This window comes from Pandoraea pnomenusa (assembly GCF_000767615.3).
In the GTDB taxonomy this organism is placed as follows: Bacteria; Pseudomonadota; Gammaproteobacteria; order Burkholderiales; family Burkholderiaceae; genus Pandoraea; species Pandoraea pnomenusa.
Genome location: NZ_CP009553.3, coordinates 4,727,728 through 4,752,565, shown reverse-complemented (window position 1 = coordinate 4,752,565; position 24,838 = coordinate 4,727,728). Strand labels below are relative to the sequence as shown.

At 66.2% G+C, this 24,838-nt stretch carries 22 protein-coding genes; 10 read left to right on the top strand and 12 right to left on the bottom strand.

Translation table 11 applies throughout. The features are described from left to right. The first annotated feature begins 222 nt into the window (after positions 1 to 222). The 4 genes from LV28_RS45240 to LV28_RS45225 all read left to right on the top strand — a co-directional run bounded on the left by LV28_RS45240 (position 223) and on the right by LV28_RS45225 (position 4,633). Positions 223 to 1,086: a VOC family protein gene (locus tag LV28_RS45240; RefSeq protein ID WP_038619709.1), complete on the top strand. Its 864-nt coding sequence runs from the start codon at positions 223 to 225 to the stop codon at positions 1,084 to 1,086. 46 nt (positions 1,087 to 1,132) lie between these two features. Beyond that, positions 1,133 to 1,849, top strand: coding sequence for a class II aldolase/adducin family protein (locus tag LV28_RS45235; protein WP_023597682.1), 717 nt, complete (start codon positions 1,133 to 1,135; stop codon positions 1,847 to 1,849). 156 nt (positions 1,850 to 2,005) lie between these two features. Continuing rightward, the gene (locus LV28_RS45230; RefSeq protein WP_038619712.1) at positions 2,006 to 3,343 is read left to right on the top strand and encodes an MFS transporter; all 1,338 of its coding nucleotides are present in this window, start codon (positions 2,006 to 2,008) and stop codon (positions 3,341 to 3,343) included. 165 nt (positions 3,344 to 3,508) lie between these two features. Then, positions 3,509 to 4,633, top strand: a complete 1,125-nt coding sequence (locus LV28_RS45225) for a porin (protein WP_223272187.1) — start codon at positions 3,509 to 3,511, stop codon at positions 4,631 to 4,633. An 86-nt stretch (positions 4,634 to 4,719) separates the two neighbouring features. Here the strand turns inward: LV28_RS45225 and LV28_RS45220 are convergent, their stop codons facing one another. The 3 genes from LV28_RS45220 to ku form a co-directional block, all read right to left on the bottom strand. After that, entirely contained in the window at positions 4,720 to 5,769 is a 1,050-nt protein-coding gene (locus tag LV28_RS45220; protein ID WP_023597679.1) for an aldo/keto reductase, read from the bottom strand. Positions 5,770 to 5,871: 102 nt separating this feature from the next. Then, complete coding sequence (ligD, locus tag LV28_RS45215) at positions 5,872 to 8,502, bottom strand: DNA ligase D (RefSeq protein WP_048806517.1); 2,631 nt, start codon at positions 8,500 to 8,502, stop codon at positions 5,872 to 5,874. A gap of 8 nt (positions 8,503 to 8,510) precedes the next feature. Next, on the bottom strand, positions 8,511 to 9,524 hold the full coding sequence (gene ku / locus LV28_RS45210) for a non-homologous end joining protein Ku (RefSeq protein WP_023597677.1): 1,014 nt from the start codon (positions 9,522 to 9,524) through the stop codon (positions 8,511 to 8,513). A gap of 296 nt (positions 9,525 to 9,820) precedes the next feature. On the opposite strand from ku, the gene LV28_RS45205 reads away from it, so the two are divergent. Next, positions 9,821 to 10,570, top strand: coding sequence for a hypothetical protein (locus LV28_RS45205; RefSeq protein ID WP_069106850.1), 750 nt, complete (start codon positions 9,821 to 9,823; stop codon positions 10,568 to 10,570). Positions 10,571 to 10,601: 31 nt separating this feature from the next. Continuing rightward, a complete protein-coding gene (locus tag LV28_RS45200; protein ID WP_023597675.1) occupies positions 10,602 to 10,853 on the top strand; it encodes an MJ0042-type zinc finger domain-containing protein in 252 nt (83 codons plus the stop codon). A gap of 11 nt (positions 10,854 to 10,864) precedes the next feature. Here the strand turns inward: LV28_RS45200 and LV28_RS45195 are convergent, their stop codons facing one another. The 6 genes from LV28_RS45195 to gtdA form a co-directional block, all read right to left on the bottom strand. Next, complete coding sequence (locus LV28_RS45195; RefSeq protein ID WP_031627426.1) at positions 10,865 to 11,773, bottom strand: 2-hydroxyacid dehydrogenase; 909 nt, start codon at positions 11,771 to 11,773, stop codon at positions 10,865 to 10,867. A gap of 328 nt (positions 11,774 to 12,101) precedes the next feature. Continuing rightward, positions 12,102 to 13,445, bottom strand: coding sequence for an MFS transporter (locus LV28_RS45190; protein ID WP_023597673.1), 1,344 nt, complete (start codon positions 13,443 to 13,445; stop codon positions 12,102 to 12,104). Positions 13,446 to 13,653: 208 nt separating this feature from the next. After that, positions 13,654 to 14,871, bottom strand: a complete 1,218-nt coding sequence (locus LV28_RS45185) for a 3-hydroxybenzoate 6-monooxygenase (RefSeq protein ID WP_038619717.1) — start codon at positions 14,869 to 14,871, stop codon at positions 13,654 to 13,656. A 40-nt stretch (positions 14,872 to 14,911) separates the two neighbouring features. Then, complete coding sequence (gene maiA, locus LV28_RS45180) at positions 14,912 to 15,553, bottom strand: maleylacetoacetate isomerase (RefSeq protein ID WP_023597671.1); 642 nt, start codon at positions 15,551 to 15,553, stop codon at positions 14,912 to 14,914. A 9-nt stretch (positions 15,554 to 15,562) separates the two neighbouring features. Then, positions 15,563 to 16,261 (bottom strand): fumarylacetoacetate hydrolase family protein, encoded by a 699-nt coding sequence (locus LV28_RS45175; RefSeq protein WP_023597670.1) that lies wholly within the window; start codon positions 16,259 to 16,261, stop codon positions 15,563 to 15,565. Positions 16,262 to 16,361: 100 nt separating this feature from the next. Further along, positions 16,362 to 17,399 carry a gentisate 1,2-dioxygenase gene (gene gtdA, locus LV28_RS45170; RefSeq protein WP_023597669.1) on the bottom strand — a complete coding sequence of 346 codons (1,038 nt, stop codon included), beginning with the start codon at positions 17,397 to 17,399 and terminating at the stop codon, positions 16,362 to 16,364. Between the two features lie 217 nt (positions 17,400 to 17,616). On the opposite strand from gtdA, the gene LV28_RS45165 reads away from it, so the two are divergent. The 3 genes from LV28_RS45165 (at position 17,617) to LV28_RS45155 (ending at position 20,189) form a co-directional block, all read left to right on the top strand. After that, positions 17,617 to 18,567, top strand: a complete 951-nt coding sequence (locus tag LV28_RS45165; protein WP_023597668.1) for a LysR family transcriptional regulator — start codon at positions 17,617 to 17,619, stop codon at positions 18,565 to 18,567. A gap of 76 nt (positions 18,568 to 18,643) precedes the next feature. Further along, positions 18,644 to 19,225, top strand: coding sequence for a Holliday junction branch migration protein RuvA (gene ruvA, locus LV28_RS45160; RefSeq protein ID WP_023597667.1), 582 nt, complete (start codon positions 18,644 to 18,646; stop codon positions 19,223 to 19,225). A gap of 55 nt (positions 19,226 to 19,280) precedes the next feature. After that, entirely contained in the window at positions 19,281 to 20,189 is a 909-nt protein-coding gene (locus tag LV28_RS45155) for a LysR family transcriptional regulator (RefSeq protein ID WP_023597666.1), read from the top strand. Between the two features lie 62 nt (positions 20,190 to 20,251). On the opposite strand, the gene LV28_RS45150 is transcribed toward LV28_RS45155, so the two are convergent. From LV28_RS45150 to LV28_RS45140, 3 genes are all read right to left on the bottom strand, one after another. Next, positions 20,252 to 21,568 (bottom strand): MFS family transporter, encoded by a 1,317-nt coding sequence (locus LV28_RS45150; RefSeq protein WP_023597665.1) that lies wholly within the window; start codon positions 21,566 to 21,568, stop codon positions 20,252 to 20,254. A gap of 340 nt (positions 21,569 to 21,908) precedes the next feature. Then, positions 21,909 to 22,772: a VOC family protein gene (locus LV28_RS45145; RefSeq protein WP_023597664.1), complete on the bottom strand. Its 864-nt coding sequence runs from the start codon at positions 22,770 to 22,772 to the stop codon at positions 21,909 to 21,911. Positions 22,773 to 22,904: 132 nt separating this feature from the next. Next, positions 22,905 to 23,777 carry a LysR family transcriptional regulator gene (locus LV28_RS45140; protein ID WP_031627425.1) on the bottom strand — a complete coding sequence of 291 codons (873 nt, stop codon included), beginning with the start codon at positions 23,775 to 23,777 and terminating at the stop codon, positions 22,905 to 22,907. 190 nt (positions 23,778 to 23,967) lie between these two features. Between LV28_RS45140 and LV28_RS45135 the strand changes: the two genes are divergently transcribed. Then, positions 23,968 to 24,828 carry a transporter substrate-binding domain-containing protein gene (locus LV28_RS45135; RefSeq protein ID WP_023873041.1) on the top strand — a complete coding sequence of 287 codons (861 nt, stop codon included), beginning with the start codon at positions 23,968 to 23,970 and terminating at the stop codon, positions 24,826 to 24,828. The last annotated feature ends 10 nt before the right edge of the window (positions 24,829 to 24,838 follow it).

Sequence of the window (24,838 nt, the reverse complement as noted above, 5' to 3'; positions counted from 1 at the left end):
CCGCTTCCTCCTCTCCCTCCTCCCACCGTTCAAGCGAGTCCGGCGCGCGTCCGCCATCGCCCAAGGCCGCGCCGCGTCCATGCTGCACCCCTAATTCACGACGTAAATACCGCGCATTTACGCAATTTGTTGGCGTCATGCGGCGCCGCTCCTTATCGTATCCCTCACGACATAAACCGGGCGCCAGTCCGGGACACAAACTTTATCCGCAGGAGACAGGCGGTGATCAATCTGCACGACATCCGTTACGTGCGGCTGGGCACGCGCGACCTCGAAGGGGCTACGCGCTACGCGCGCACCATTCTCGGTTTGCAGGAAGTGCGCCGCGAGGCCGGTTGCGTATTCCTTCGCAGCGACAGCCGCGACCATTCCGTGTGCTATTTCGAGGGGGATCCGACCGACCATACGGTCGCGTTCGACATCGCGAGCGACGCTCACTTCGACGCGGCCGCGGCCCAGCTCGAGGCGATGCGCATCGATTTTCGCCGGGGCACGCGCGACGAGGCGCACCTGCGCCGCGTGGCGGACTTTCTCTCCTTCCGAGATCCCACGGGTAACCAGATCGAGCTGGTGCTGCGCGCGGCGCAGACCGGACGCGGTTATCACGGCGAGCGCGACGCGGGCATCGACTCGTTCAGTCACGTCGGGTTGTGCACGACCGACGCACGACGCGACGAAGCGTTCTGGACCAGCGTGTGCAACGCGCGGGTGTCGGATCGCATCGGCGAAGCCCCGCTGCTGCGCATCGACGAGGTGCATCACAAGATCGCGTTGTTCCCTGCGAGCCGCGCGGGCATCCAGCACGTGAACTTCCAGGTCAACGGTATCGACGACCTCATGCGCTCCTGGTATTTCCTGCGCGAGCAAGGCGTGCCGATCCGCTTCGGCCCCGGCCGCCATCCGACGTCGCACGCCATGTTCCTGTACTTCGCGGGCCCCGACGGCATGGTCTACGAATACTCCACCGGGGTGCGAACGATTTCCCCGGAAGACGAAGCGACGTACGTGCCACGCCAGTTCCCGTTCGATCCGACCGGCTTTTGCATGTGGGGCGCCAAGCCCGAGATTCCCGAGTTTTCGGCCTGACGCATCGCGTCGATTTCTCCGGCGACGACAAGCGCCGCGTTTGCCCATGACACCACACACACTCGACGGCGTCGCCGACCTCGATCGCGCCGTGCGCGTGGCGGCCCGCACGCTCGCCCGCGCTGGTCTGGCTCACGCCTATGGCCATTGCAGCGCGCGTCTGGACGCCGAATCCTTCGTCGTTTGCGCTGCCCGCCCGATGGGGCTGATCGGCGTGGGCGAGGCGGGCACTGTCGTGCCCGTCGACGGACCGCTGCCGGACGGCGTGCTCGGCGAGGTCCGTCTGCATCAGCAGATCTATCGCACGCGGCCCGACATCGGCGCAGTCGCCCGCACCATGCCGCCCCGGACGATGTCGCTCTCGACGCTGCGTCGCACCCCACGCGCGTTGCACGGGCCCGGCACCTACTTCGCGCCCGGCGTGCCGCTCTGGGACGACCCGCAACTGATTCGCACCGATGCGCAGGCTGAAGCGGTCATCGCGACGATGGGCGGCAACGCCGCCGTCGTCATGCGCGGCAACGGCGCGGTCGTCGCGGCGGACACGCTCGAGGCGATGGTCGCACTCACCTGGTATCTCGAAGACGCCGCACGCGTCGACCTGGAGGTGCTTGCACTCGAAGCCGCGCAGCCCGCGTCGTTTTCCGCCGCGGTGCTCGACGCGGAGGCGTGCAGCGCTCGCGCCACACGCTCGGGCCGCATCATCGAGCGCATGTGGGAATACCTTTCGGCGGGCGACCCCGAATTGCCCCCTATCCGGTGACGCCGCGGCGCGCGGCGTAACACGCTGCGAAATCGCGTCATGCGCAGTTGTTTCAGGTAATCGCCCCCAACCGGCGGCGCGGCATTCACAGAGCGTCGACAACAGACGCCACCGCCCGCCGCCTTGCCCGCGGTCACGACCGCACAGGAGACAGACATGGAAATATCCGCTTTGATGAATCGCAGGGGCATCACGCCGTTTCAATGGCGCGTGATCGCCCTGTGCTTTCTGATCGTCACGCTCGACGGCTTCGACACGGCCGCCATCGGCTATCTCGCGCCGGCCATTCGCACGGAATGGGCGATGGCGACAACGAGCCTTGGCACCGTGTTCGGCGCAGGTCTGGGCGGCCTGATGCTCGGCTGCTTCATCTTCGGTCCGTTGGCCGACCGTATCGGCCGAAAGCGTGTGCTGATTCTCTCCGTGATCCTGTTCTCGGTGGGCAGCATCGCCTCGGCCTTCGTCCATAGTCCCAGCGAGCTCGCCGTCATGCGCTTCCTGACCGGCATCGGGTTGGGCGGCGCCATGCCCAACGCCATCACGCTGAGCTCGGAGTACTGTGCCGAGCGCATGCGCTCGCTGCTGGTGACGGCCACGTTCTGCGGCTTCACGCTGGGCTTTGCCATCGGTGGCGAGATCGTCGCGCAGACGCTGCCGCACATTGGTTGGCGCGGCGTGCTGATCGCCGGCGGCGTGGTGCCGCTCGCGGTCGTGCCGGTGCTCATGCGCTGGTTGCCGGAGTCGATGCGTTACCTCGCCGCGCGCGGCGATCGCGCCGAGCAGTTGCTGGCCATCGCGCGTCAAATCGACCCGCAGGTCACGCGCATCGACCCGGAGGTCGCCCCGGCCGGGGCTTCGGATTCGGCGGTGGGCGGACTGTTCGCCCGTCGTTATGTGGTCGGCACGATGCTGCTCTGGGCGACGTACTTCTGCACGCTCTGCGCGTTCTACCTGTTGACGAGCTGGTTGCCGCTCGTCGTCAAGGATTCGGGCTATTCGCTCGCCGAGGCGGCGCGCATCGGCGCAATGCTGCCGCTCGGCGGCACGGTCGGTGCGGTGCTGATCGGCTTCGCCATGGATCGTACGAGCCCGTACCGCGTGCTGGCGGCATCGTACGTGATGGCCGGCGTGGCGCTGTGCGTGCTTGGCACGGTGACGCATCAGGCAGGGTGGCTCATGCTCGTGGTGTTCCTCGCCGGCTTCGGCGTGGCCGGCTCGCAAACCGGTGCCAACGCGTTGACGGCGGCGTATTACCCTACGGCGTCGCGCGCGACCGGCGTCGCATGGGCGCTTGGCGTGGGACGTCTCGGCTCGATTCTCGGGTCGAGCCTGGGCGGCGTGCTGATCGCATCGTCGTCGAGCATCGCGCAGGCGTTCCAGATCGTCGCCATCCCGGCGTTCCTCGCGGCGGCACTCATGCTGGTGATGCGTCGTCGCGTGAGCTGGGCGAGCGCGCGGACGCCGGCGGCCAAGTCCGCGGCAGGCGCCGTCTGAACCCTTTCGTCGGTTACGGGGCGAATGCAACGCGTTCGCCCTCGCAGCATCCGCCACGCCATCGTCCCCCGACGGGCGGCGCGGCGGCGCTTCTCGTCGTTCACCGGCCGACACAGGCCGGACCACCACATGATTCAATGGAGACACACCGTGACCCACAAGGGACTGCCCGCGCTCGCGCTGGCCGCCGGTCTGGCGCTGGCCGGCACATCCGCCTCGGCGCAAACCGTGACGCTGTACGGCATTCTGGACACCGGCGTCGAGTACCTCTCGCATGCCGGCACGAACAACAGCTCGCTCGTGCGCATGCCTTCGAACACCGGCTCGCTGCCATCGCGCTGGGGCCTGCGCGGCGATGAGGATCTCGGTGGTGGCCTGCACACCGTATTCGCGCTCGAGAGCGGCTTCAACGTTCGCGCAGGCGACCTGAACCAGGGCGGCCGGATGTTCGGCCGCCAGGCGTGGGTGGGATTGTCGAATCCTTACGGCACGCTGTCTTTCGGCCGTCAGTATTCGATGACGTTCTGGGTCATGGGCGACGCCGACATTCTCGGCCCCGACCTCTACGGCAGCGGCTCGCTCGACAGTTACATCCCGAATGCGCGCAGCGACAACACGATCGCTTACAAGGGCGTTTTCCACGGCCTGACGCTCGGAGCCACCTACTCGTTCGGTCGCGACAGCGGCGGTACGGGCAACTCGCCGGGACAGGGCACGTGTGCGCAGGTCCCCGGCCAGATGACCGCGTGCCGTCAGGTGTCGGCGATGCTCAAGTACGACACCTCGTGGTTCGGCGTGGCCGGTGCGTGGGACGAGCAGCGTGGCGGCGCCGGCGCGGCGGCGAGCTTCTTCAACGGCGCGGCCGCCGTGCCGCTCACCAGCTCGTCCGACAAGGACACGCGCTGGCAATTGAACGGCTATGTGAAGGGCGGCAACTGGAAGGCGGGTGCGGGGTGGCTGGGGCGTCGCGTGCAAACGGCGTCGGCGGCGGTCGCCGATGTGAATTCCGACATGTTCTACGTCGGTGCGCTGTATCAGTTCACCCCGGCGTTCGCGGTGGACGGCGAAGTGTTCCGCATGCTCAACTCGCGTCAGAACACGCGCGCCACGATGGCCACGCTGCGCGGCACTTACTTCCTCTCGAAGCGTACCGCGCTCTACACGCAGGTCGCCTGGCTGGGCAACAGCGAGCATGCCGCCTACTCGGTCAGCTCGGGCGGGCCGGGCGGCGCACCGGTGGCGGGCAGCAATCAACTGGGCGTGAACATCGGCATGCGTCACACGTTCTGATGCCGTGACGCAAAAGGCCACGGCGCACCGTTTGCACGGTGCGCCGTGGGGCGTTTCGCGCCGAGGCGCCGTGCGCCACGCTCGCGTTACAGCAGACCGGCTTCCGCCAGCTGGGCGCGACGCGGATCGCCCTGGCGCGAGAGCATCCAGCCCGGGTACTCGCTCGGCAGCGCGCTGGCCGCGTCGATGGCGGACAACTCGCGCTCGTTCAGGGTCACCCGTGTGGCCGCGATATTGTCGTCGAGCTGATCGACGCGCTTCGCGCCGATGATGACGGAGGAGACCACCGGCTGGGCGAGCAGCCAGGCAAGCGCGATCCGCGCGACCGAGACGCCCTTCTCGGCGGCGATGCCGCGCATGGCGTCGATCACGTCGTAGGCGCGTTCCACGTCGACCGGGGGGAAGTCGAAGGCCTGACGGCGGCTGCCGGACTCGCTCTGGCCGTCACGCGTGTACTTGCCGGAGAGCAGGCCGCCCGCGAGCGGACTCCACACCATCAGGCCAACGTTCTCGCTGCGCAGCATCGGCACGATTTCGCGCTCGAGGTCGCGCCCGGCGACCGTGTAGTACGCCTGCAGCGATGCAAAGCTCGCGAGGTTCAGGCGAGCGGAGATGCCCAACGCCTTCGCGATTTGCCAGGCGGCCCAGTTGGACACCCCGATGTAGCGGACGTGCCCGTGGCGTACCAGGGTGTCCAGCGCACCGAGTGTCTCCTCGATCGGCGTGGCCGGATCGAATCCGTGCACCTGGTACAGGTCGATGTGATCGAGCTGCATGCGCTTGAGGCTGGCCTTGATGCCATCCATGATGTGGTAGCGCGACAGGCCTCTCGAGTTGGGGCCTTGCGCTCCCGTCGCGCCGAAGACCTTGGTGGCGACCACGACGCTGTCACGCGGCACCTTGAGGTTGCGCAGCGCCTGGCCGGTGAGCACCTCCGACTGGCCTTCCGAATACACGTCGGCGGTGTCGATGAAGTTGATACCCGCATCGAGCGCGCGACCCACGAGCGCGTCGACGTCGTTTTGCTGCAGGTGCCCGATCTTGCTCCAGAGTTCGCCCTGCCCGCCGAAGGTCATCGTGCCGAGGCACAGTTCCGAGACGAAAAGGCCGGTGTTGCCGAGTTTGCGTTGTCGCATTGCGTCGCTCCGTTGAATTGGCTGCCCATTGCACGAATCGTTGGGGGAGAGGGTGTGCACGGGATGGGATGAATTATGCGGTGCTGCGTTGGTATGACTGTACTAGCGCGCCGTCGCCCGCGTCAGCCGGGTCAATATTTCCTTGGTCAACCGCTGCTGCGCGGCCTTGTCATAGCCCTCCCAGGGGTCTTGCCTCAGGGAGGAGACGTGTTCCACGGCGTTGCGCACATTCCATGCATCGGCGCCGGGCAATGCGGTCAGATCCTCCCAGCGAACCGGCATCGATACCGCCATGCCTTCGCGCGCCCGCGACGAATAGGCGCACACGGTCGTCGCGCCGCGGTAATTGCGCAGATAGTCGATGAAGCATTTCCCCACGCGATGCTTCGGCCCCATCGTTGCCGTGAAGCGATCCGGAAATATGCGCGCCATGTGCCGGGCCACTGCCTCCGCGAAGGCCTTGGCGACGTCCCACTCATGACGGCGTGCCAGCGGTGTCACGATGTGAAGACCGCGTCCCCCGCTGGTTTTCACGAAGGCGGTCAGGCCCAACTCGTCGAGCAATCCGCGAATCAGCCGTGCGCCTTCGACGACGGCCGCGAAATCCAGGCCTTTGCCGGGGTCCAGGTCGAAGATGACGCGATCGGGACGCTCGATCAGATCGCTGCGTGCATTCCATGTGTGAAACTCGACGGCGCCCATCTGCACCGCGCCGACAAGGCCCCGCACGTCGTCGATCTGCATGAGCGCCGCATGATCGGGATCGAGCGAGGGATCGAGCGTGTGCACGCCGGGCATCGTCTTTGCCGCGTGCTTCTGGAAGAACATCTCGCCGCCGATACCCTCCGGCGCACGCAGTACCGCCACCGGGCGCCCGGCCAGATGCGCAAGCATCCAGGGGGCCACGGCGTGGTAGTACGCGGCAAGTTCCGCCTTGGTGACCTCGGAGTGGGTATCCATCACCCGATCGCCGTGGGTGATCTTCACGGGCAACGAAGGGGGTTCTGCGTTCGATTTCGCACTGCGCGGCATTGGCGATGTCTCCTTGTCGGGGCGACCACGTTGGCGGGATGGCGCGAGCGCGCTGACGGTTCCACGCATGCGCGCCTCGCGGCGAATGTCCTTCGCGGGCTTGTCGTCGCGCATCGCCACGAACGACGCCTGGCGCACGTTGCCGTCGCGGGTCCACTCGGCGAAGCGCACCTCGGCCACGAGCGTGGGTTCGAGCCAGCGCACGCGTGCGGCGCCGGCAGGCTTCGGCGCGGGCGACAACGGCGCGCGCGGCGATCGCACGGCATCGAATCGCTTGCGCAGGCGCAGCACGGCATCGGTGTCGAAGCCCGTGCCGACCTTGCCCGCGTAGCGCAGCGTCTTGCCGTCGTCATCGTAATACCCCAGCAACAACGCACCGAATCCTTGCCGCGTGCCGGACGGTTCGGTGAAACCGAGCACGACGAACTCCTGACGCTGCGAGCACTTGAGCTTGCGCCACGCATCGCTGCGTCCCGCGACGTAAGGCGAATCGTCGCGCTTGACCATGATGCCTTCCAGTCCGGCCTCGCACGCGCTATGCCACAGCGATTCGAGTTCGCCGCTCACCGGTTGCAGCACGCGCACGGCGTCGGTTTCCCCACCTTCGAATAGCGCCGCGAGCGCGGCCTGTCGTTCGCGCAACGGCATGTCGCGCATGTCGTCGCCATTGCACCACGGCATATCGAAGACGTAGATCAGGATGGCGTCCTGCGCGTTCGCATCGAAGGCGCGTTGCAACGCCTGGAAATCGGGTAGACCGTGCGCGCCGACGACCACGGCTTCGCCATCGAGCCACGCGTTGGGCAGGGCGCATTTGCGCAGCGCGTCGCACGCGGGACGAAAACGATGCGTCCAGTCCTGCCCCGAGCGCGTGAATACGCGCACGTCGTCGCCGTCGATGCGGATCAGTACGCGGTAACCGTCGAGCTTGATCTCGGCATGCCAGCCCGCGGACGGCGGCGCTGCGTCGACGAGGGTGGCGAGCATCGGGCTGAGTGTCGTCGGCGGGCTTTGGGGCGATTGACGAGACGTCTTGCGCGTTCGCGTTCGGGTTGTGGTGTTTGCTTCGGTTCTCGCAACAGCGGACCGCGTTTGCGTGGCGGCGGGTGTCGACGCCTGAAGCGTGGTGGCGTGGCGTGTGCCATCGCGCCGGTGGATCAGCAGCCATTGCGGTTGACGCGCCGGCTTCGTGGTGCGAACGAGCGTCCAGTCTCCGTCGAGACGCTCGCCATGCAAGGTGAACGACAGCTTGCCGTCCTCATAGTCGCGCCGCGCGTCGCCGTGCGGCTCCCACGTGCCGCTGTCCCAGATGTCGACGTGCCCGGCACCGTAGTTTCCCGGTGGAATGTCGCCTGAAAAATCCGCGTATGCCAACGGATGATCCTCCACCTGAACGGCCAGTCGCGGGCGGCTGACTTCGGGGCTGGGCTGTTTCGGCAGCGCCCACGACTTCAGCGTGCCGTCGAGTTCGAGCCGGAAGTCGTAGTGCAGATGACTGGCGTCATGGCGCTGGATGACATACCGCATCGCGCGTCCTTGCGCGGCGCGCTCGCCGCGCGGTTCTGGCGTCGCCGCGAAATTGCGCCTGGCATCGTAGGCGGCCAAAGCATCGGGCGCGTCGCGCGACGACGAAGGGCGCTGCGAGCGCTTCGGGTGCTTCGGGCGCTTTGGACGTTTCGGACTCGCGTCGCGTCTTGTCATGCGTGACCTCAGTCGGCTTTCGTACGTTTTGCCGTGGGCTGCTTTGACACCTTCGCCGCCTTCGTGGTTTTCCCCGCTTTCGTCGCCTTCGTCGCCTTCGTCGCAGCGGGCTTCCGCGGTTGGCGCGTGGACGCCTTGGCAGCTTTGGCAGCTTTGGCAGCCTTGTCCGCGGCCGCGGTCTTCGGTTCGACATCCTGCACGGCTGCCGCCTCGCGCTTGCCGCGAGTGCCGAGACTCTGCCTGAGCAGGGCCATGAGGTCGGCAGTACCGCCCGCGCCTGGCAGCTTCGGCGCGCTGGCTTCGATCTGGGCGACCTCGCGTGTCTGGCCCGAAGCGATCTTGCGGTCGATGAGCGCCTTCAGGTCGTCCTGGAACGTGTCGCGAAAGTCCTGTGGGCGCCACGGCCCGGACATCTCGTCGATCAGCCGTACGGCCATGTCCAGTTCGCGCTCGCCCGGCGCGGCGAGTTTGCCGAGCTTCTCGCGGGTCAGGCCGACCTCGGCCGGGTCGCGCATTTCGTCCTGCCAGCGCAGGGTGTCGAGCACCAGCGCATCGCCCGCCGGCGCGAGCACCGCCAGGTGTGCGCGCGTGTGCATCACCACGCGGGCGATACCCAGCTTGCCGGCCTTGACAAGCGCCGCGTGCAACAGGGCGTACGCCTTGGCGCCGCCGCGTTCGGGCACGAGATAGTACGGCGTGTCCAGGTACATGAACGAGACGTCGCTGGCGTCGACGAACGCCAATATGTCGACGGTTTGCGTGGCTGCCGGGTTCGCGGCGCGGATCTCATCGTCGCTGAGCACGACATAGTTACCCTTTTCGAACTCGTAGCCGTGCACGATCTGGTCGCGCGGCACCTCCTTGCCGTTCTCCTTGTTGACGCGCTTGTAGCCGACCGGCGACATGGTGCGCTTGTCGAGCCAGTCGAGATCGAGCGTGTGCGTGGTGGAGGCGGGAAACAACGTGACCGGCACGTTGACGAGTCCGAAGCTGATAGCACCCTTCCAGATTGCGCGAGCCATATGTGCTCCCAAAGCGGCGTTCCGAGGGTTGGCGCGGGTGAATCATCCAATCGGCGGAATTCACATGACTGGATTGACAGGTGCCCGCGGGCGTTACCTTGCCATTACCTTGCCAGTATAGGAGGCATGAAGGTGCGATCGACGCGCCGTCCCGCGGGTTCCCGGGTATTGATTTTCTCAATGCGTCGTCGCCGGCCATAAGGATTCCTTGATGAAACAAAGCCGATGGACGTCTATCCCACAAAGACCACTGCGACCACTGGGACAGTAGGCAAATCAGACAAGGGAGGTTGACGATGGCGATGATCGTGGCAGGACGGTTCACGACGTTCGATCAGGCGAATCTGGTGGCAAGTCGGCTGTACGACCGGGCGTTCCGGCCGGCCGATGTCTCGGTCTTCTTTCTCAATCCCACGGGACAGCACGCCCGGTTTCCCATCGGCGGCGATGTCGATGCGGATGCCGCCGCGCGTCCCGCGGGCCGCGGCGCGGCCCAGGGCGTGATCGCGGGCGGCGCATTCGGATTGGCCGTGGGGGCGCTGCTCTTTGCGTTGGTCTGGCGTTTCTGGTTGGTGCCGGTCGTCGGCATGATGGGCGGCGCCTACCTCGGCGCGTTTTTTGGCGCGTTGCGGCGCATGCGTGGCCGCGAGCGCGTGTCGGCCAGTCAGGCGGGGTTGCGCGACGCCGGCGTGATGCTTGCCACGCACGTCAGCGAAACCACGGCCGACACCGCGATTGCCGTGCTGCGAGATGCCGGGGCGGCCGAGATCGAACAGGCCGACGGCGTTTGGGAGAACGGCGAGTGGCGAGACTTCGATCCGCGCGAGCGCGTGCATCGCGCCCCGGCGCCGGAGGGCCATGCCGAGCCGACCGTCGGCGCGGCGGCGAATGATTTGCCGACGAAGGCGCCTGCGTCGCCCCATGGCGAGACTGGTGGGGCGACGCGGGATCGACGGCCCGAACTGCCAGACCGGCCCGGCCAGCCCGACGATCCGGAAGCTTCCGATCCTGGCCACGGCCGCCCCCGCCGCACGGACTGGTTGTAGAATCGATCACGTCGTCGACAGGAGAACCGCCATGCGATCGATCCACACCGGTTTCGTTGTCTGCCCGACCTGCAAGGCCCGTTTTCCCGTGGCGGCGAGCGAGCCCACCGTCAAGGCGCTGAGCGATTATCTTCATTCGGATGCCGAAGTGAAATGCCCGACGTGCGAAACGGTCTTCACGACGGGCAGCGCCCGGAGCAGCATCGAGTTCGAACCCGTCAATGACGGCGTCACGCTTTCCGCGTCGCCGGAGCGCAGCATCGACGGGTTGGACAATCACTGACGCGCGCGCACTTACAGCGGCGTCATCACCGGCTCACCGGCAAGGTAGCGTCGCGCGTTTTCGAGGAACATCGCGAGCGTGGCCGCCTCGGCTTCCGGTGAGCGCCCGGCCACGTGCGGGCTGAGCACCACGTTCCGCAAATCGATGAGCGCCGCCGGAGGGGAGGGCTCGCCCTCATAGACGTCGAGTCCGGCGCCGGCGATGGTGCCGTTGCGCAACGCCTCGGCCAGCGCGGCAGTGTCGACGATGCTGCCGCGCCCCAGATTGACCAGAAAGCCGTCTTTGCCCAGGGCCTTCAGGACTTGCGCGTTCACGAGGTGGTGCGACTGCGCGCCGCCGGGCGCGGTCACGACGAGATAGTCCGCCCATTCGGCCAGCGCCAGCACGCTGTCGAAGTATCGGTAATGGGCCGGCACGCCGTCGCGAGGGTTGCGATTGCGATAGCCGATCTGCATGTCGAAGCCTTCGCCGCGCCGGGCGAACTGGCGTCCGACGGCGCCAAGACCCACGATTCCCAGCTTCTTGCCCGACACGCCGGGCTGCATCGGCAGCGCGTCGCGCCACACGCCCTTGCGGCAGGCGGCGTCGTATTCCGGAATGCGGCGCACGGCGGCGAGCAGCAGCGCAAAGCCCTGGTCGGCAACGGTGGGGGCGTTGGCCCCGGCACCGTTGACCGCCGTGATCCGGCGCGCGTGCATGGCGGCCACGTCCAGGTTCTCGTATCCGGCACCCAGTGCGCTCACGAATTCGACCTTTGGCAAATGCGCCAGCTCGGCCGCGCTCAGGCCACGTGCGCCGTTGGTGAGTACGAAGCGGGCGCGCGCGCCTTCCGCTCCCCAGCCTTGCGGCTCGGGATGGTGGCTCGGGCGGTAGATCACATCGAAATGGGTCTGCAGTTCGGACAACTGCTCGGGGTGCATCGGGATGACGACCAGCAAGGGGGGCAGCGACACCTTCAATCTCCGTCAGAGGGCATGGGGTTGCGCGGCGCGCGATGTCGTCTGTCGCGACATCGCTACGGCGCCGTCATTCACCACTCTAGCCGGATCCCGAACGATTTGCGCGGCACGTCGCCACGCGCCCCGCTCGCGGGGCCGACGCCGACAACGCCATAAAAAACAGGCGGGCGCCAGCGCGGATGGCGACTGGCGTCCGCCGGGGAGAAAGCGTCGTGGTTGCGTGTGGCGAAACGACTAGACGCGCTCTACGCTGACCGGGGCGCGTGCGGACGGTTAAGCGGTCGCCTCGTCAGACCGTGGCGCCCACGGCAAGCGTGGCCTGACGGTGGCGCAGGCGACCGAGCGTGAGCATCGTCAGACCGGCGAGCACGGCGGGCACGCCGATGGCCGCGAACAGCGCCGGCATCGACCAGCCCATGGCCAGCATCGAGGCACCACCCACCGAGCCCACCACCGACCCCAGGCGGCCGACGCCGTTGGCCCAGCTTACGCCCGTGGCGCGGCAGTCCGTCGGATAGAAGCCAGCGGACAGTGCGTTGGCGCCGACCTGGCCGCCCGATACGCAGAACCCGGCCCAGAACACTGCGACCGACGCGAGCAGCGGCGAACCGGCCAGCGGTCCGACTGCCGCGATGCAGACACCCGCCAGCACGTAAGCCGTTGCCAGCACATAGTGCGGATTGATGCGGTCCATCAGCCAGCCGAGCACGATGGCGCCGAGCGTGCCGCCCACCTGGAACATGGCAGTCACGATGGCCGCGTTGCGAAGCGTCAGGCCGTTCGTGCGCAGCAGCGTTGGCAACCAGCTCGACAGCAGGTAGATCACGAGCAGGCTCATGAAGAACGTGGCCCAGAAGAGCAGCGTGCCGCGCAGCAGTTCGGGCTTGAACAGGTGTCCCACCGGCGAAGTGGTCGATGGCCGGGTTGCGAGGTTGAACGTCGCGCCACGCAGGTCTTCCTGCGGGGCGATGCGCTGGAGCGAGGCCGCCACGCGCTCGGGAGACTTGCCGGCCATGACCAGAAAGCGTACCGATTCGGGAAGCGCGCGCATCAGCACCACGCCGAGCACGATCGGCATGACGCCGCCGGCGATGAGTACCGAGCGCCAGCCGAACGTCTCGATCAGACCGGCCGACGCCAGGCCGCCCAGCGCCGAGCCGAGCGTGAAGCCACAGAACATCGTCGTCACAAGGAACGAGCGGCGCGAATCGGGACAGTATTCCGAGGTGAGCGTGATTGCGTTGGGCATGGCGCCGCCGAGGCCCAGCCCCGTAAGAAAGCGCAGGGCCACGAGGTGCCACAGGTCCGTCGACCAGGCCGACGCGAGGCTGGCCACGCCGAAGAACATCACGGAAAAGATCAGGATGGTCTTGCGGCCGAACTTGTCGGCGAGCGGTCCGAAGATGAACGCGCCCGCCATCAGGCCGGCCAGCCCGGCGCCGAAGAGCGGGGCGAGCAGGGCGGGCGAGAGCGACCACTCCGCACGAATGGCGGGGGCGATGAAGCCGATGGCTGCCGTGTCGAAGCCGTCGATGGCCACGATCAGGAAGCACAGAACGACGATCATCATCTGGAACGGCGAAATGCGATGCCGGTCGATGAATGCCGTCACGTTGATGGGGGTGGCTGGCATGGTTGTCTCCTCGAAGGTGCCAGAGGCGTTGTCGGCCGACAGGCCGACATTGCCGAATGCATTGCAGTGTTTGTTGTTATGGGTACGGCATGCCAACGCGTCGCGGGCTGCGGCGCGGCGGACGTTGGCGCGACGTCGTTGGGGACGTCGCGCCAGGGCACTACGTGACTACAGGGTGATTTGGGTGATTCAGCCCGCGCCGTGCGTCTCAGGCGTCATTGAGCCAGGGCGTTTGCGACAGGCAGTTCTCGGCGCGCCAGCCGTGCAGCCACTGCAGCGCGTCGTAATACTGCGTTTGCGTACGACCTTTCCACAGCGAGTTGCGCACCCAGCGATCGACGCCCTTCGCGTGGTACACGCGGCCCATGTCGCGCGCGCCGTAAAGCACGCGAGCCGTGCGCGGAATGCGCGCATGTTCGTAGCGGCGGAACGCGTCGACGAAATCGCCGTTCGCGGCCGCATACGCCGCGCCCAGCGTGACCGCGTCTTCCAGCGCCTGGCAGGCGCCTTGTGCGATGTATTGCGTCATCGGATGCGCGGCGTCGCCAAGCATCGTGGCGCGCCCGAAGCTCCACTGCTCCACCGGATCGCGATCGGCGGTGGCCCAGCGTCGCCACGACGTCGGGCGGTCGAGCATCTGGTGCGGCAGGGGATCGATTCCCTGGAAGTACGACAGCACTTCTTCCTTGCTGCCGTCGCGCACGCCCCAGACTTCCTGCTCGCGGCTGTGGAACGTGACCACCAGGTTGTATTGCTTGCCGCCGCGCAGCGGGTAGTGCACCAGGTGGCAGTTCGGTCCGGCCCACACGACCGGCGCATTGACCTGCAGGTCCTTCGGCATGTTCTCGACGTCGACGACGGCGCGATACACCACGTGACCGGTCACGCGCGGCTCGTCGCCGATCAGCACGGCGCGCACGGCGGACTTCACCCCGTCGCAGCCGATCACGGCGTCGGCCGTGTGGCGCTCGCCATGCTGGTCGATCACCGTCACGCCGTGCGCATCCTGTTCCAGCGTGACCACGCGCGTGGCCGTGCGGAACTGGATCAGCGGGTTGCGTTGCACCGCTTCGAGAATCGACAGATGGATGTCGGCCCGGTGAATCACGGCATACGGGTTACCGAACCGTTCGCGGTACGGCGCGCCGACGTCGACCTGCGCGATCACGCTGCGATCGATGGCGTCGCGCAGCGTGATGTGATCGGTGAAGACCGACCGCCCGCGTGCGGCTTCGCCGACGCCGAGGGCGTCGAGCGCGGCGAACGCATTGGCCGCGAGCTGAATGCCCGCGCCGATCTCGCCAATGGTCTCGGCCTGCTCCAGCAGTTCGATGCGCACGCCCTGATTGGCGAGCGCGAGGGCGGCGGCCAGGCCACCGATCCCCCCGCCAACGACGAGGGCCTTGGGTTGATGGGTTTGATTCATGATTGTCTCCTGCGGCCCTTCCAGCCGTTGCGGACGTCGATCAGGCCGAATAATCCGGCTGGCGGTTGGGGGCGGCTGCGAGGAACGCCGGGTGCGTTTGGGCCACGGCGTATACCGCCATCGCGCGCGGATACGCCGACATATCGCAGCCCATGCGCTGTGCGTTGGCGATCTGCGGCACCAGGCACACGTCGGCGAGTGTCGGCGCGTCGCCGAAACACCACTTGCCGTGGCCGTGCCTGGCCAGCAACCGCTCCACGCCCGCCATGCCTTCGGCGATCCAATGGGCGTACCACGTGTCCTTCTGCTGCACCGACAGACCCATCGGGCCCTGCAGGTACTTCAGGATGCGCAGGTTGTTCACCGGATGGATGTCGCAGCTGATGAGCATCGAGAGTTCCAGCACGCGTGCGCGGGTCTCGATGTCGCTCGGGATCAGCGGCGTGCCCGGATACTTGGCGTCGAGGTAGTCGAGAATCGCGAGCGACTGGCCGAGCGACAGATCGCCGTCGACCAGCGCCGGCACCGTCGCCGACGGATTGACCTCGTCCACGTAGGCTTCGGCGCGATGCTCACCCACGCGGATATTCACCGGCACGGTGTCGAACGACAGCCCCTTGAGCGCGAGCGCGATGCGCACGCGATACGACGTCGAGCTGTTGAAGAAGCTGTAGAGCTGCATGACCTTGCCTCAGACCACGCGCACGGTGATCTCGCCGAGGCCTTCGACGGCCGTGACCATGGTCTCGCCCGCCTTGACCGGACCCACGCCTTCCGGCGTGCCGGTGTAGATCAGGTCGCCCGGTTCCAGGCGGAAGAACTGCGAAAGATACGAGACCGTTTCGGCCACCGACCAGATCAGGTGCGTGATGTCGCTCTTCTGCTTCTGCACCCCGTCGACCGTCAGCGAAATCGCGGCCTTTTCGATATGGCCGACGCTCGAGGCGGGGTGGATCGGGCCGATCGGCGCCGAGGCGTCGAAGGCTTTGCCGATTTCCCACGGACGGCCCATCTCGCGCATTTTCATTTGCAGGTCGCGACGCGTCATGTCCAGACCCACGGCGTAGCCCCACACATGCTCGAGCGCCTGCTCGAGGGGGATGTCCGAACCGGCCTTGCCGATCACGGCAACCAGCTCGGCTTCGTAGTGATAGTTGCTCGTTTGCGCCGGGTACTTCAGTTCGAGCGTCTCGCCGTAGGCCACCGGAATCACGGCGTCGGCCGGCTTGCAGAAAAAGAACGGCGGTTCACGGTCCGGATCGAAGCCCATTTCGCGGGCGTGCGCGGCATAGTTGCGGCCAACGCAGTACACGCGGCGCACGGCGAACTGATCGTTGCTGCCAACAACGGGAATGGCGACGGTGGCGGGCGGAGCGAAGACGAAGGACATAGGTTTTGACTCGACGAATAAAGAGGAAAGCGGGGCGCCGCGTTGCGCGTGTTTCGTGTGCGATGTCCGCGGGGCCGATGTGTCGTGTGTGCGCGCTGACTCAGGTGCGCGACTCGCGCAGCAGATTCAGCGCGGCGAGTACCGGGCGGTCGGAGTAGCTGAACAGCACGGCGTCTTCGAGCGCGGCGAGTTGCACCGGGGCCCACGACGGTACGACGAAGTGGTCGCGCGGCTCGAACTGGAACGTCTCGTCGCCGATGCGCACCGTACCGCGACCTTCCACGACCGAGAAGACGGTGGCGTCGGTGCTGCGATAGGTCTTGCCCTGGAAGCCTGCCGGGAGGTACTGCATGAAGGTCGCCATCGTCGGCATCGGCCAGCCGCCGGTGGCCGGATTCACGTAGCGTAGCTTGATGCCGTCCCACGCATCGAGCTCGCCGTTGCGGTACAGCGTGTCGAGCGCCTCGCGCGAGCGCTCGTACGGATAGCTGAAGATCGGCGAGGTGGGATCGCTCACCTTGTGGTGCACCGGCAACATGTTGAACCCGTATCGCGCAAAGCTGTCGCCCTCGGGCCGCTGCACGGGCTGCTGCGATTCGGGGTAGTTCTCCGCGAAGCCGGCATCGAAATACTGCACGAGCGGAATGTCGAGACCGTCGAGCCACACCACCGGTTCGCCGTCCGCGGGGTTGCCGTGGTCGTGCCACGTCCACGACGGCGTGATGATGAAGTCGCCCGGGTGCATGGTGGTGCGCTCGCCGTTCACGGCGGTCCAGGCCCCGCGACCTTCGACGATGAAGCGCAGCGCCGACTGCGTATGACGATGACTCGGCGCGATCTCGCCCGGCAGAATCAGTTGCAGCCCGGCGTAGAGCGAGCCGGTAATGCTCGACGAGCCCGGGGTGCCCGGGTTCTGCAGAATCAGCACGCGCCGCACCGCTTCCTCGGCGCTGATGACACGCCCGGCTTCCATTACCAGCGGACGCACTTCGTTGTATTTCCAGATGGCGGGCACCACGCGCGGGCGCGGTTGCGGGGGCACGAGGCTGTGCAGCGATTCCCACAGCGGGGCCATGTGATTGCGGCCGATGTGCTCGTAATAGGCGGCGCGCGCGGCGCTGGGTGCGCGTTCGGACATGCTTGTCTCCGGGTTGGCAGGGGGCCCGGTCGGCGGGCGCCGCATTCGCGTCCTCTCGGTGTCGTGCAGGGCGCGCGCGGCGGGCTTTCGGGTCTATGGATAGCGTTATACTCGGCGAGACATATTCTTTGAAATGAAATAATCATCGGATCCATACGAAAAATCGTATGGGTCGAGACGATTTTGGGGCGCCCCCGGGGGTGCCCGGAGACTGCGCATGGATTGGACCCATCGCCTGCGTCTGCGCAACCTGCAGATGCTCCTGACCCTCGCGGAGACCGGCAACATGAGCCAGTCCGCCACGCTGCTCAACACGACGCAGCCCGGATTGTCGAAGTGGCTCAAGGATCTCGAGGACGATATCGGGCTGCCATTGTTCGAGCGTCAGGCGCGGGGATTGCGCCCGACGGTGTACGGGGAATCCCTGATCGAACATGCGCGCCGCATCGAGGCGCAACTCGATACCGCGCGCGACGATCTCGACGCCATGCGCGAGGGCGGCAGCGGTCTGGTGGCGATCGGCACATCGGGCGCGTCGTCGGCCGACACGGTGCCGCTCGCCGTGCTGCTGCTTCTGCAGCGCATGCCGCGTGTGCAGGCGCGCGTGATCGAGAACACGATGGACCGGTTGATGAATCAGCTCGCGCACAGCGAGATCGATATCGTGGTCGGGCGCTCGGCCCCCGAATTGCAGGACCGCAACGTGCGCGCCGAAGCGCTCTATCTGGAGCCGCTGCACTTCGTCGCCCGAGCCCGGCATCCGGTTTTTTCGCTCGCGCAGGTCCAATGGGAGGACATTCAGCGCTACCGCTGGGTCGTATGGCCTCGCGGCACGCCGATACGCAATGCGCTCGAGGCGGCGCTCGCCGAAGCCGGGTATCCGCTGCCGAACGACACGGTGGAGTCGAACTCCACGATTCTCAACCTGACGCTGCTTAATAACAGCGACATGATCGGGCTGGCGTCGCACCGCACGGCCAGCCGCTTGCAGGCGCTCGGCGCGCTGCGGATCGTGCCGCTGCGACTGGCGGGATTCGGGGCGATCTCGATGTACTGGCGCGACGACGGCGCCAACCGCGCGGCCGTGGCGGCCGCCCTCGAGTGTTTGCGCAGTGCCGCCACGCGTTCGACCGGCGACGCGGTGATCGGCGTCACGGAGCCGAGGTAGTCCCGCGTTCGCGTGGGTTCGGGGGCGGCCGTTTGCTACACTTGCCGCCTGTCGAAGTCACTCTCTCGGGGCGTCAATGATTGGCCGCATCTCCGGCACGCTGCTGGAAAAGAATCCGCCGCACATCCTGGTCGATTGCCAGGGCGTGGGCTACGAAATATCGGTGCCGATGAGCACCTTCTTCAATTTGCCGAACGTTGGCGAGCGCGTCACGCTGCTCACCCAGTTCATCGTGCGCGAGGACGCCCAACTGCTGTTCGGCTTCGGCTCGCCCGACGAGCGCAACACGTTTCGCGAGCTGCTCAAGATCTCGGGCGTCGGCGCGCGCACCGCGCTGGCGATCCTCTCGGGCATGAGCGTTGCGGACATCGCACAGGCCGTGACGCTGCAGGAGTCGGGGCGTTTGACCAAGATCCCCGGCATCGGCAAGAAAACGGCCGAACGGCTGCTTCTCGAACTCAAGGGAAAGCTCGGGGCGCAGTTGGGCACCGTGGCCGGCGTCGCAACGCCGCACGATCACAAGAGCGATGTCGTCAACGCGTTGCTCGCACTGGGCTATTCCGACAAGGAAGCGCTTGCCGCCGTCAAGTCCGTGCCTGAAGGCACGGGCGTGTCGGAGGGCATCAAGCACGCACTCAAGTCGCTCTCCAAGGCATGAGGCTCGGTCGGGGCGAGGGAAAGACGACGCCATGACGATCGCGTGAGGACACGGCATGCAACTGCGATGGCTGGAAGACTTCGTCGAACTCGCGCGCACGCGCAGCTTCACGCGTGCGGCGGAGAACCGCTTCGTCACGCATCCGGCTTTCGGGCGTCGCATCCGCGCGCTGGAAGAATGGGTGGGCACCCGGCTGGTCGAGCGCAGCAAGCCGCTGGAACTCACGGCGGCGGGCACCGTATTTCTCGACGCCGCGACCAACGCGCTCGATATTCTTCACAGCGCTCGCACCCAGTTGCAGGACGCCGCGCCCACGCTGGAAAACAACCTGAAAATCGCCACCGGGCGCACGCTCGCCGCGACATTCTTCCCCGATTGGTACGACCAGATGGTCGCGCGCGTCGGCTTCTTCAGCGCCACGCTGTCCACGAGCGGGGCGGAAGAGGCGATTCTTCGACTGGCGGCGGGAGAAGTGGATCTGCTGATCGTGTATTCGAGTGCGCACACGCGACTGCTCATCGATCAGGAGCGGTTCGACTGGCTCAGCGTGGCGCGTGAAGTGCTGGTGCCGGTCAGCGCCCTGGACGCCAAAGGGCGCGCCAGATACCGTCTGACGGGTGGCCCGGCGCCGATTCCGTGGCTGGCGTTCACGCGCACGCTCACGCTGCGCGCCGTACTGGCCCGCCACCTCGCGGAGATGCCGAACCGCCCGATGCTCAAGCCCGTGTACCAGGCGGATTCCTACGAGGCGATTCTGGCAATGGCACGTCGGGGCACCGGCATTGCGTGGTTGCCTCAGCGTCTGGTGGCCGACGATGTCGCACGTGGCACACTGGCCATCGTCGGCGGCAAGGATTGGCAGATCGGGTTCGACATCGCGCTTTACCGCCGCGCTCACCAGCCGCACAACGTGCTCGACGCCATCTGGCAGAGCGCGCGACAGGCGTCAGGCGACGATGCCTGACACGACCAGCGAGCCTGCGAGCGCAAGGCCGGTGCGGCGAGTGCTCGCACCGGCCGATACGATCAGTGCTCGTGATGAAGGTACTTCGCCTGACGCGGCAGGCGCAGGCTCACGAGGAACGCCACGATCATCATGCCGGTGACGTACCAGTAGAACGTCGGCTCCATCCCGGCCTTCTTGAGGCCGAGGGCCACGTATTCCGCCGAGCCGCCGAAGATGGCATTGGCGACCGCGTAGGCCAGGCCCACACCGAGCGCGCGCACTTCGATCGGGAACATCTCGGCCTTCACGATACCGCTGATCGACGTGTAGAAACTCACGATCGCCAGCGCCAGGCAGATCAACAGGAATGCGGCGGTCGGGCTTTGCACGGTCTTGAGCGCGGTCAGGATCGGTACCGTGGCGATGGCGCCGAGCGCGCCGAACAACAGCATGTTGTTGCGGCGACCGATCCTGTCCGAGAGCATGCCGAAAATCGGCTGCATGCACATGTAGACGAACAGGCAGCCGGTCATCACGTAGCTGGCCGTCTTGATCGGCATGCCGGCCGTGTTCACCAGATACTTCTGCATGTAGGTCGTGAACGTGTAGAAGATCAGCGAGCCGCCCGCAGTGTAGCCGAGCACCGTGAAGAACGCCGCCTTGTGATGACGGAACAGACCCGCGAGCGTGCCCGCCTCGCTGTTGCTGCGGCTCGCATTCGTCGACGTCTCATGCAGCGTGCGACGCAGCATCAGCGCCACGACGGCCGTGACCGCGCCGACCACGAACGGAATGCGCCAGCCCCAGGCCCTGAGTTCGGCGTCGGACAGCAATTGCTGAAGAATCACGACCACGAGCACGGCGAGCAACTGTCCGCCGATGAGCGTCACGTACTGGAACGAGGAGAAGAAGCCGCGGCGTCCCTTGAGCGCCACTTCGCTCATGTACGTGGCCGTGGTGCCGTACTCGCCGCCCACCGACAAGCCTTGCAGCAAGCGTGCGAGCAGCAGCAGCGCGGGCGCCCAGGTGCCGATGCTGGCGTACGTCGGCAATGCCGCGATCAGCAGCGAGCCGAAGCACATCATCATCACGGAGATGACCATCGAGTTCTTGCGGCCGTTGCGATCCGCGATACGGCCGAAGAGCCAGCCGCCGATGGGGCGCATCAGGAAGCCGGCGGCGAACACCCCGGCGGTGTTGAGCAATTGCGCCGTGGGATCGGCGCTCGGGAAGAATGCGGGGGCGAAGTAGATCGCGCAGAACGCATAGATGTAAAAGTCGAACCACTCGACCAGGTTCCCGGACGATGCCGCAACGATCGCGAAAACGCGCTTGCGAACTTCTTCGGGAGTGGGCGGCGTGTCGATTCCGGCGGGGGTTGTCGCTGTGTCTCTCATTTCTACCGGCGATGGGGCATCGCGTTAATTACTGCGTTTGCAACATGACGCACCGGCGGTTCGCCGCATCCAGCCCATATATACATTTCATATATGAAGGAGGCAGGCGCCGACGCGTCGCGGGGGCGGGGCCACTATAGCGGTTCGGAACGGGGGCAGACAATGCCCGCAACGTGTGTCGATTATTGTGAATATAGAAACAATCGTCTGGATTGTTGCGTTGCAGCATGGTGATGACGCCCGCCGGGCGGGCGTTCGCCCGAGCACGGCGTCTGTTTCGGTGAGCGCGACCGGAAAGCGGAAAACACAAAAATATTTTTGACCGCATGTGCCTGCCGATTCAGCTGCCGTGTTGTTCCTCCACGAACTGAAGCGCGACATGAAAGCCGTCGGCGGCGGCCACCAGTACCGAGCCGTCATCGCGTGTGGTGTGGGGCACGCCACGCTCGCTCAGCGTCGTCCGGGTGCGTGCCAGAGAGCGCGTGCGAAGGATCAGTGCGACACCGCGCTCGCTGCCGTCGTCCGTGACCTCGAGCTTCCCGAAGCGCTCGGCGGCTTCGGCCGGGGTGTAGAAGTGCACGCGGGCACGGCCGGCTCGCATCGAATAGCCGAGCGTGCCGGCGGCTTCGAGTACGCCGGGACCGAAGACGCGATCGTAAAGCGCGGCCGTGACGGCGGGATTCGGCGACGTGAACACGTACCCGGCGATGTCGGTGACGCCATTCGGATGCTCGCGCCACGCGTCGTGCCAGACATGTTCCGGCGTGAGGTGATGGCAGAAGAACGCGCGTCCGTTGCGCACGAGATCGATGCCCAGGCGCACGGTGCGAAAACGGGCATCGTCGGTCGTGCCGTCGGGCAACGCAACGGGACGAAAGAACGTCAACGGCCGCTCCATGGCCACGCCGCGTGCCTGTAACGTTTCGAACACTCGCTGTACGTCGTCCGTCTTGAAGCACAGCCCTGTGAGGCCGAGCGGTGCCTGCATCACATCGGGGCGGGCCGTCGACTTGCCGGCTTCGTAACCGAGCAGTTCGAGGTAGTTCTCGCCGAAAACGGCGAGGTGGTTGCTGCTGCCCAGCGAGTGGTGTCCTCGGGGGGTGAGCGAGAAACCCAGGCGGCGGTAGAGGTCGAGCGCGCCGTCCAGGTCGCCCTTGACGTTGACGACGACATGATCGAGCACGGGCGCGGGGAGCCGGGTCATGCCCGGCCTCCCATGCGAAGCGGCGAGAACGAAACGAGGCAGGCAATACGGTAAGGCATGACGACTCCCGGGGGGGCGATAGGACGATGCACCATTCTAAGAGCCTGAGGGTGCACGACAAGGGGTGCCGATTTATACCGGTCGATGGCACTGGGCCAGAAGCTCGAGAAAGAGATCCAGCGCTCGCGTTCTCGGGCGCGACGCTTCGGTGATCGCGCTGATGGCGTTTTCGTACTCCAGTCCTCCGGGCACGCGCATGAGCGCATGGCGCTTTGCGAACGACGCGGCGTAGTACTGCGGCAACAGACCGACGTAATGGCCGGACAGCACCAGCATCGCCACCGCTTCGAGTCCCGAGGCCGTGGGGCCGCGTGCGAGGCCGAGCGAGTTGAGCGCTTCGTGCACGAACGGCTGCGTTCGATAAACGAGCGGCAGCCGGGCGGCCTCCTTCAGGCGGTGCCGCGCTACATACAACTGGTGACGTTCGATGAACAGCGGCTGGTAACGAAATCCGGCCTCGCGCCGGTACATGCCGCGAATGGCGATCTGCACGCGGCGCTCGCGCAGCGCGAGATCCAGTTCGTTGAACGTCATGACGGTCAGTTCCACTTTCACGTCCGGCGCCTGCGCCTTGAGTTCCGCGAGCGCTTCCGGGATGTGGCAGCCGACATCCGACACGATGTGCTCGACCATGCCGATGGACAGCGTGCCTGAGAGCACGCCGCGCACGGCGTCGATCTCGGGCCGAATCCGCTCCAGCGACTTCAGTGCGTCGCGTGCCAGTTCCAGCGCGACCTTGCCCGCATGCGTGAGCACGAATCCCGAGGGCCCTCGCTCGCACAAACGTGCGCCCAGGGTCTCCTCGACGTCCCGGATGTGACGACTGATCGACGCCTTGGACATGTTCAGCTGCTTTTCCGCCGCGGCGAATCCGCTCGCTTGCGCCACGGCGCAGAAGATGCGCAACGAGCGCAGGTCGCGCTCACTGAATTCCCGATTCGCCACGATCCGCTCTCCGGCCGGCAGGCGCCGGGGACCGGCCGGACGGCGCATGCGCAAAAGGTTTCGTTTTTTGAAACCATACCAATAAAAAAATCATTTTTCATGCTCTTTTTGCCCGCATACATTGGGTTCACGAGGCCCATCGCGCCGATGCGCCCGAACGACTCGAAACCCACTCCACGCGAGGCAAGCGATGAAGACCTGCTCCAGACGATCCTTTGTAAAGGCGACGCTCGTATCGGGCGCCGCACTGGCCCTCCCGGCCGTTTCCTCGCTGGCGTTCGCCGAAGGCGGCACGCTCGCCGACATCAAGAAGCGCGGCAAGCTCGTCGTGGGAACCGAGGCGGCCTACGAGCCGTTCGAATTCGTGGAAAACGGGCAGGTGGTGGGTTACGGACATGACGTGCTCGAGCTGATGGCCGCCAAACTCGGCGTTCGGCTCGAACAGATGAACCTCCCGTTCCAGGGGTTGCTGCCGGGCCTCATGTCCCACAAGTTCGACTTCGTGGCCACGAGTGTGGGTATCACCCCCGAGCGCGCCAAGCGTTTTGCGTTCAGCCAGCCGGTCGGCGTGGTGCGCTCGGTGCTGATGGTGCGGGCGGACGACGCGGCCATCAAGCAGGACATGGACATCGCGGGCAAGACCATCGGCACGCAGATGGGCTCGTCGTCGCAGCCGGTGGCCGATGAATTCGAGAAGGAACTCAAGGCGAAGACGGGCAAGGGCTATGCTGGTACGCGCCTGTTCCAGGCCTATCCGGACGTGTCGAACGCGTTGGCGAACAAGACCATCGATGTCGCGCTCATGCCCTCGAACATCGCGGCCGTCCAGATGCGTCGGCAGCCCAAAGTCTTTCGCATCGCGGGAACGATCGGGCAGCCCAAGCTGCTTGCGTGGGTCGCCAATCCGAACGATCTCGAGATCCGCAAGTTCATCAACGATTCGCTCGACGAATTCCGTGCGAGCGGCAAACTCGCTGCACTGCAGACGAAGTGGTTCGGTGCACCGATGGAGACGCCGCACGACAACTATCTGCCGCAGGGGGCGATTTGACAGCGGCGGC

Bases quoted from the DNA above. Each gene is read 5' to 3' on its own strand.
- LV28_RS45175 (WP_023597670.1), bottom strand. From the start codon at position 16,261: ATGTCCTTCGTCTTCGCTCCGCCCGCCACCGTCGCCATTCCCGTTGTT.
- LV28_RS45205 (WP_069106850.1), top strand. From the start codon at position 9,821: ATGGCGATGATCGTGGCAGGACGGTTCACGACGTTCGATCAGGCGAAT.
- gtdA (WP_023597669.1), bottom strand. From the start codon at position 17,399: ATGTCCGAACGCGCACCCAGCGCCGCGCGCGCCGCCTATTACGAGCAC.
- LV28_RS45165 (WP_023597668.1), top strand. From the start codon at position 17,617: ATGGATTGGACCCATCGCCTGCGTCTGCGCAACCTGCAGATGCTCCTG.
- LV28_RS45155 (WP_023597666.1), top strand. From the start codon at position 19,281: ATGCAACTGCGATGGCTGGAAGACTTCGTCGAACTCGCGCGCACGCGC.
- LV28_RS45195 (WP_031627426.1), bottom strand. From the start codon at position 11,773: ATGCACCCCGAGCAGTTGTCCGAACTGCAGACCCATTTCGATGTGATC.
- LV28_RS45135 (WP_023873041.1), top strand. From the start codon at position 23,968: ATGAAGACCTGCTCCAGACGATCCTTTGTAAAGGCGACGCTCGTATCG.
- LV28_RS45150 (WP_023597665.1), bottom strand. From the start codon at position 21,568: ATGAGAGACACAGCGACAACCCCCGCCGGAATCGACACGCCGCCCACT.
- maiA (WP_023597671.1), bottom strand. From the start codon at position 15,553: ATGCAGCTCTACAGCTTCTTCAACAGCTCGACGTCGTATCGCGTGCGC.
- ku (WP_023597677.1), bottom strand. From the start codon at position 9,524: ATGGCTCGCGCAATCTGGAAGGGTGCTATCAGCTTCGGACTCGTCAAC.
- LV28_RS45220 (WP_023597679.1), bottom strand. From the start codon at position 5,769: ATGCGACAACGCAAACTCGGCAACACCGGCCTTTTCGTCTCGGAACTG.
- LV28_RS45145 (WP_023597664.1), bottom strand. From the start codon at position 22,772: ATGACCCGGCTCCCCGCGCCCGTGCTCGATCATGTCGTCGTCAACGTC.
- LV28_RS45230 (WP_038619712.1), top strand. From the start codon at position 2,006: ATGGAAATATCCGCTTTGATGAATCGCAGGGGCATCACGCCGTTTCAA.
- LV28_RS45235 (WP_023597682.1), top strand. From the start codon at position 1,133: ATGACACCACACACACTCGACGGCGTCGCCGACCTCGATCGCGCCGTG.
- LV28_RS45190 (WP_023597673.1), bottom strand. From the start codon at position 13,445: ATGCCAGCCACCCCCATCAACGTGACGGCATTCATCGACCGGCATCGC.
- ligD (WP_048806517.1), bottom strand. From the start codon at position 8,502: ATGACAAGACGCGACGCGAGTCCGAAACGTCCAAAGCGCCCGAAGCAC.
- ruvA (WP_023597667.1), top strand. From the start codon at position 18,644: ATGATTGGCCGCATCTCCGGCACGCTGCTGGAAAAGAATCCGCCGCAC.
- LV28_RS45185 (WP_038619717.1), bottom strand. From the start codon at position 14,871: ATGAATCAAACCCATCAACCCAAGGCCCTCGTCGTTGGCGGGGGGATC.
- LV28_RS45200 (WP_023597675.1), top strand. From the start codon at position 10,602: ATGCGATCGATCCACACCGGTTTCGTTGTCTGCCCGACCTGCAAGGCC.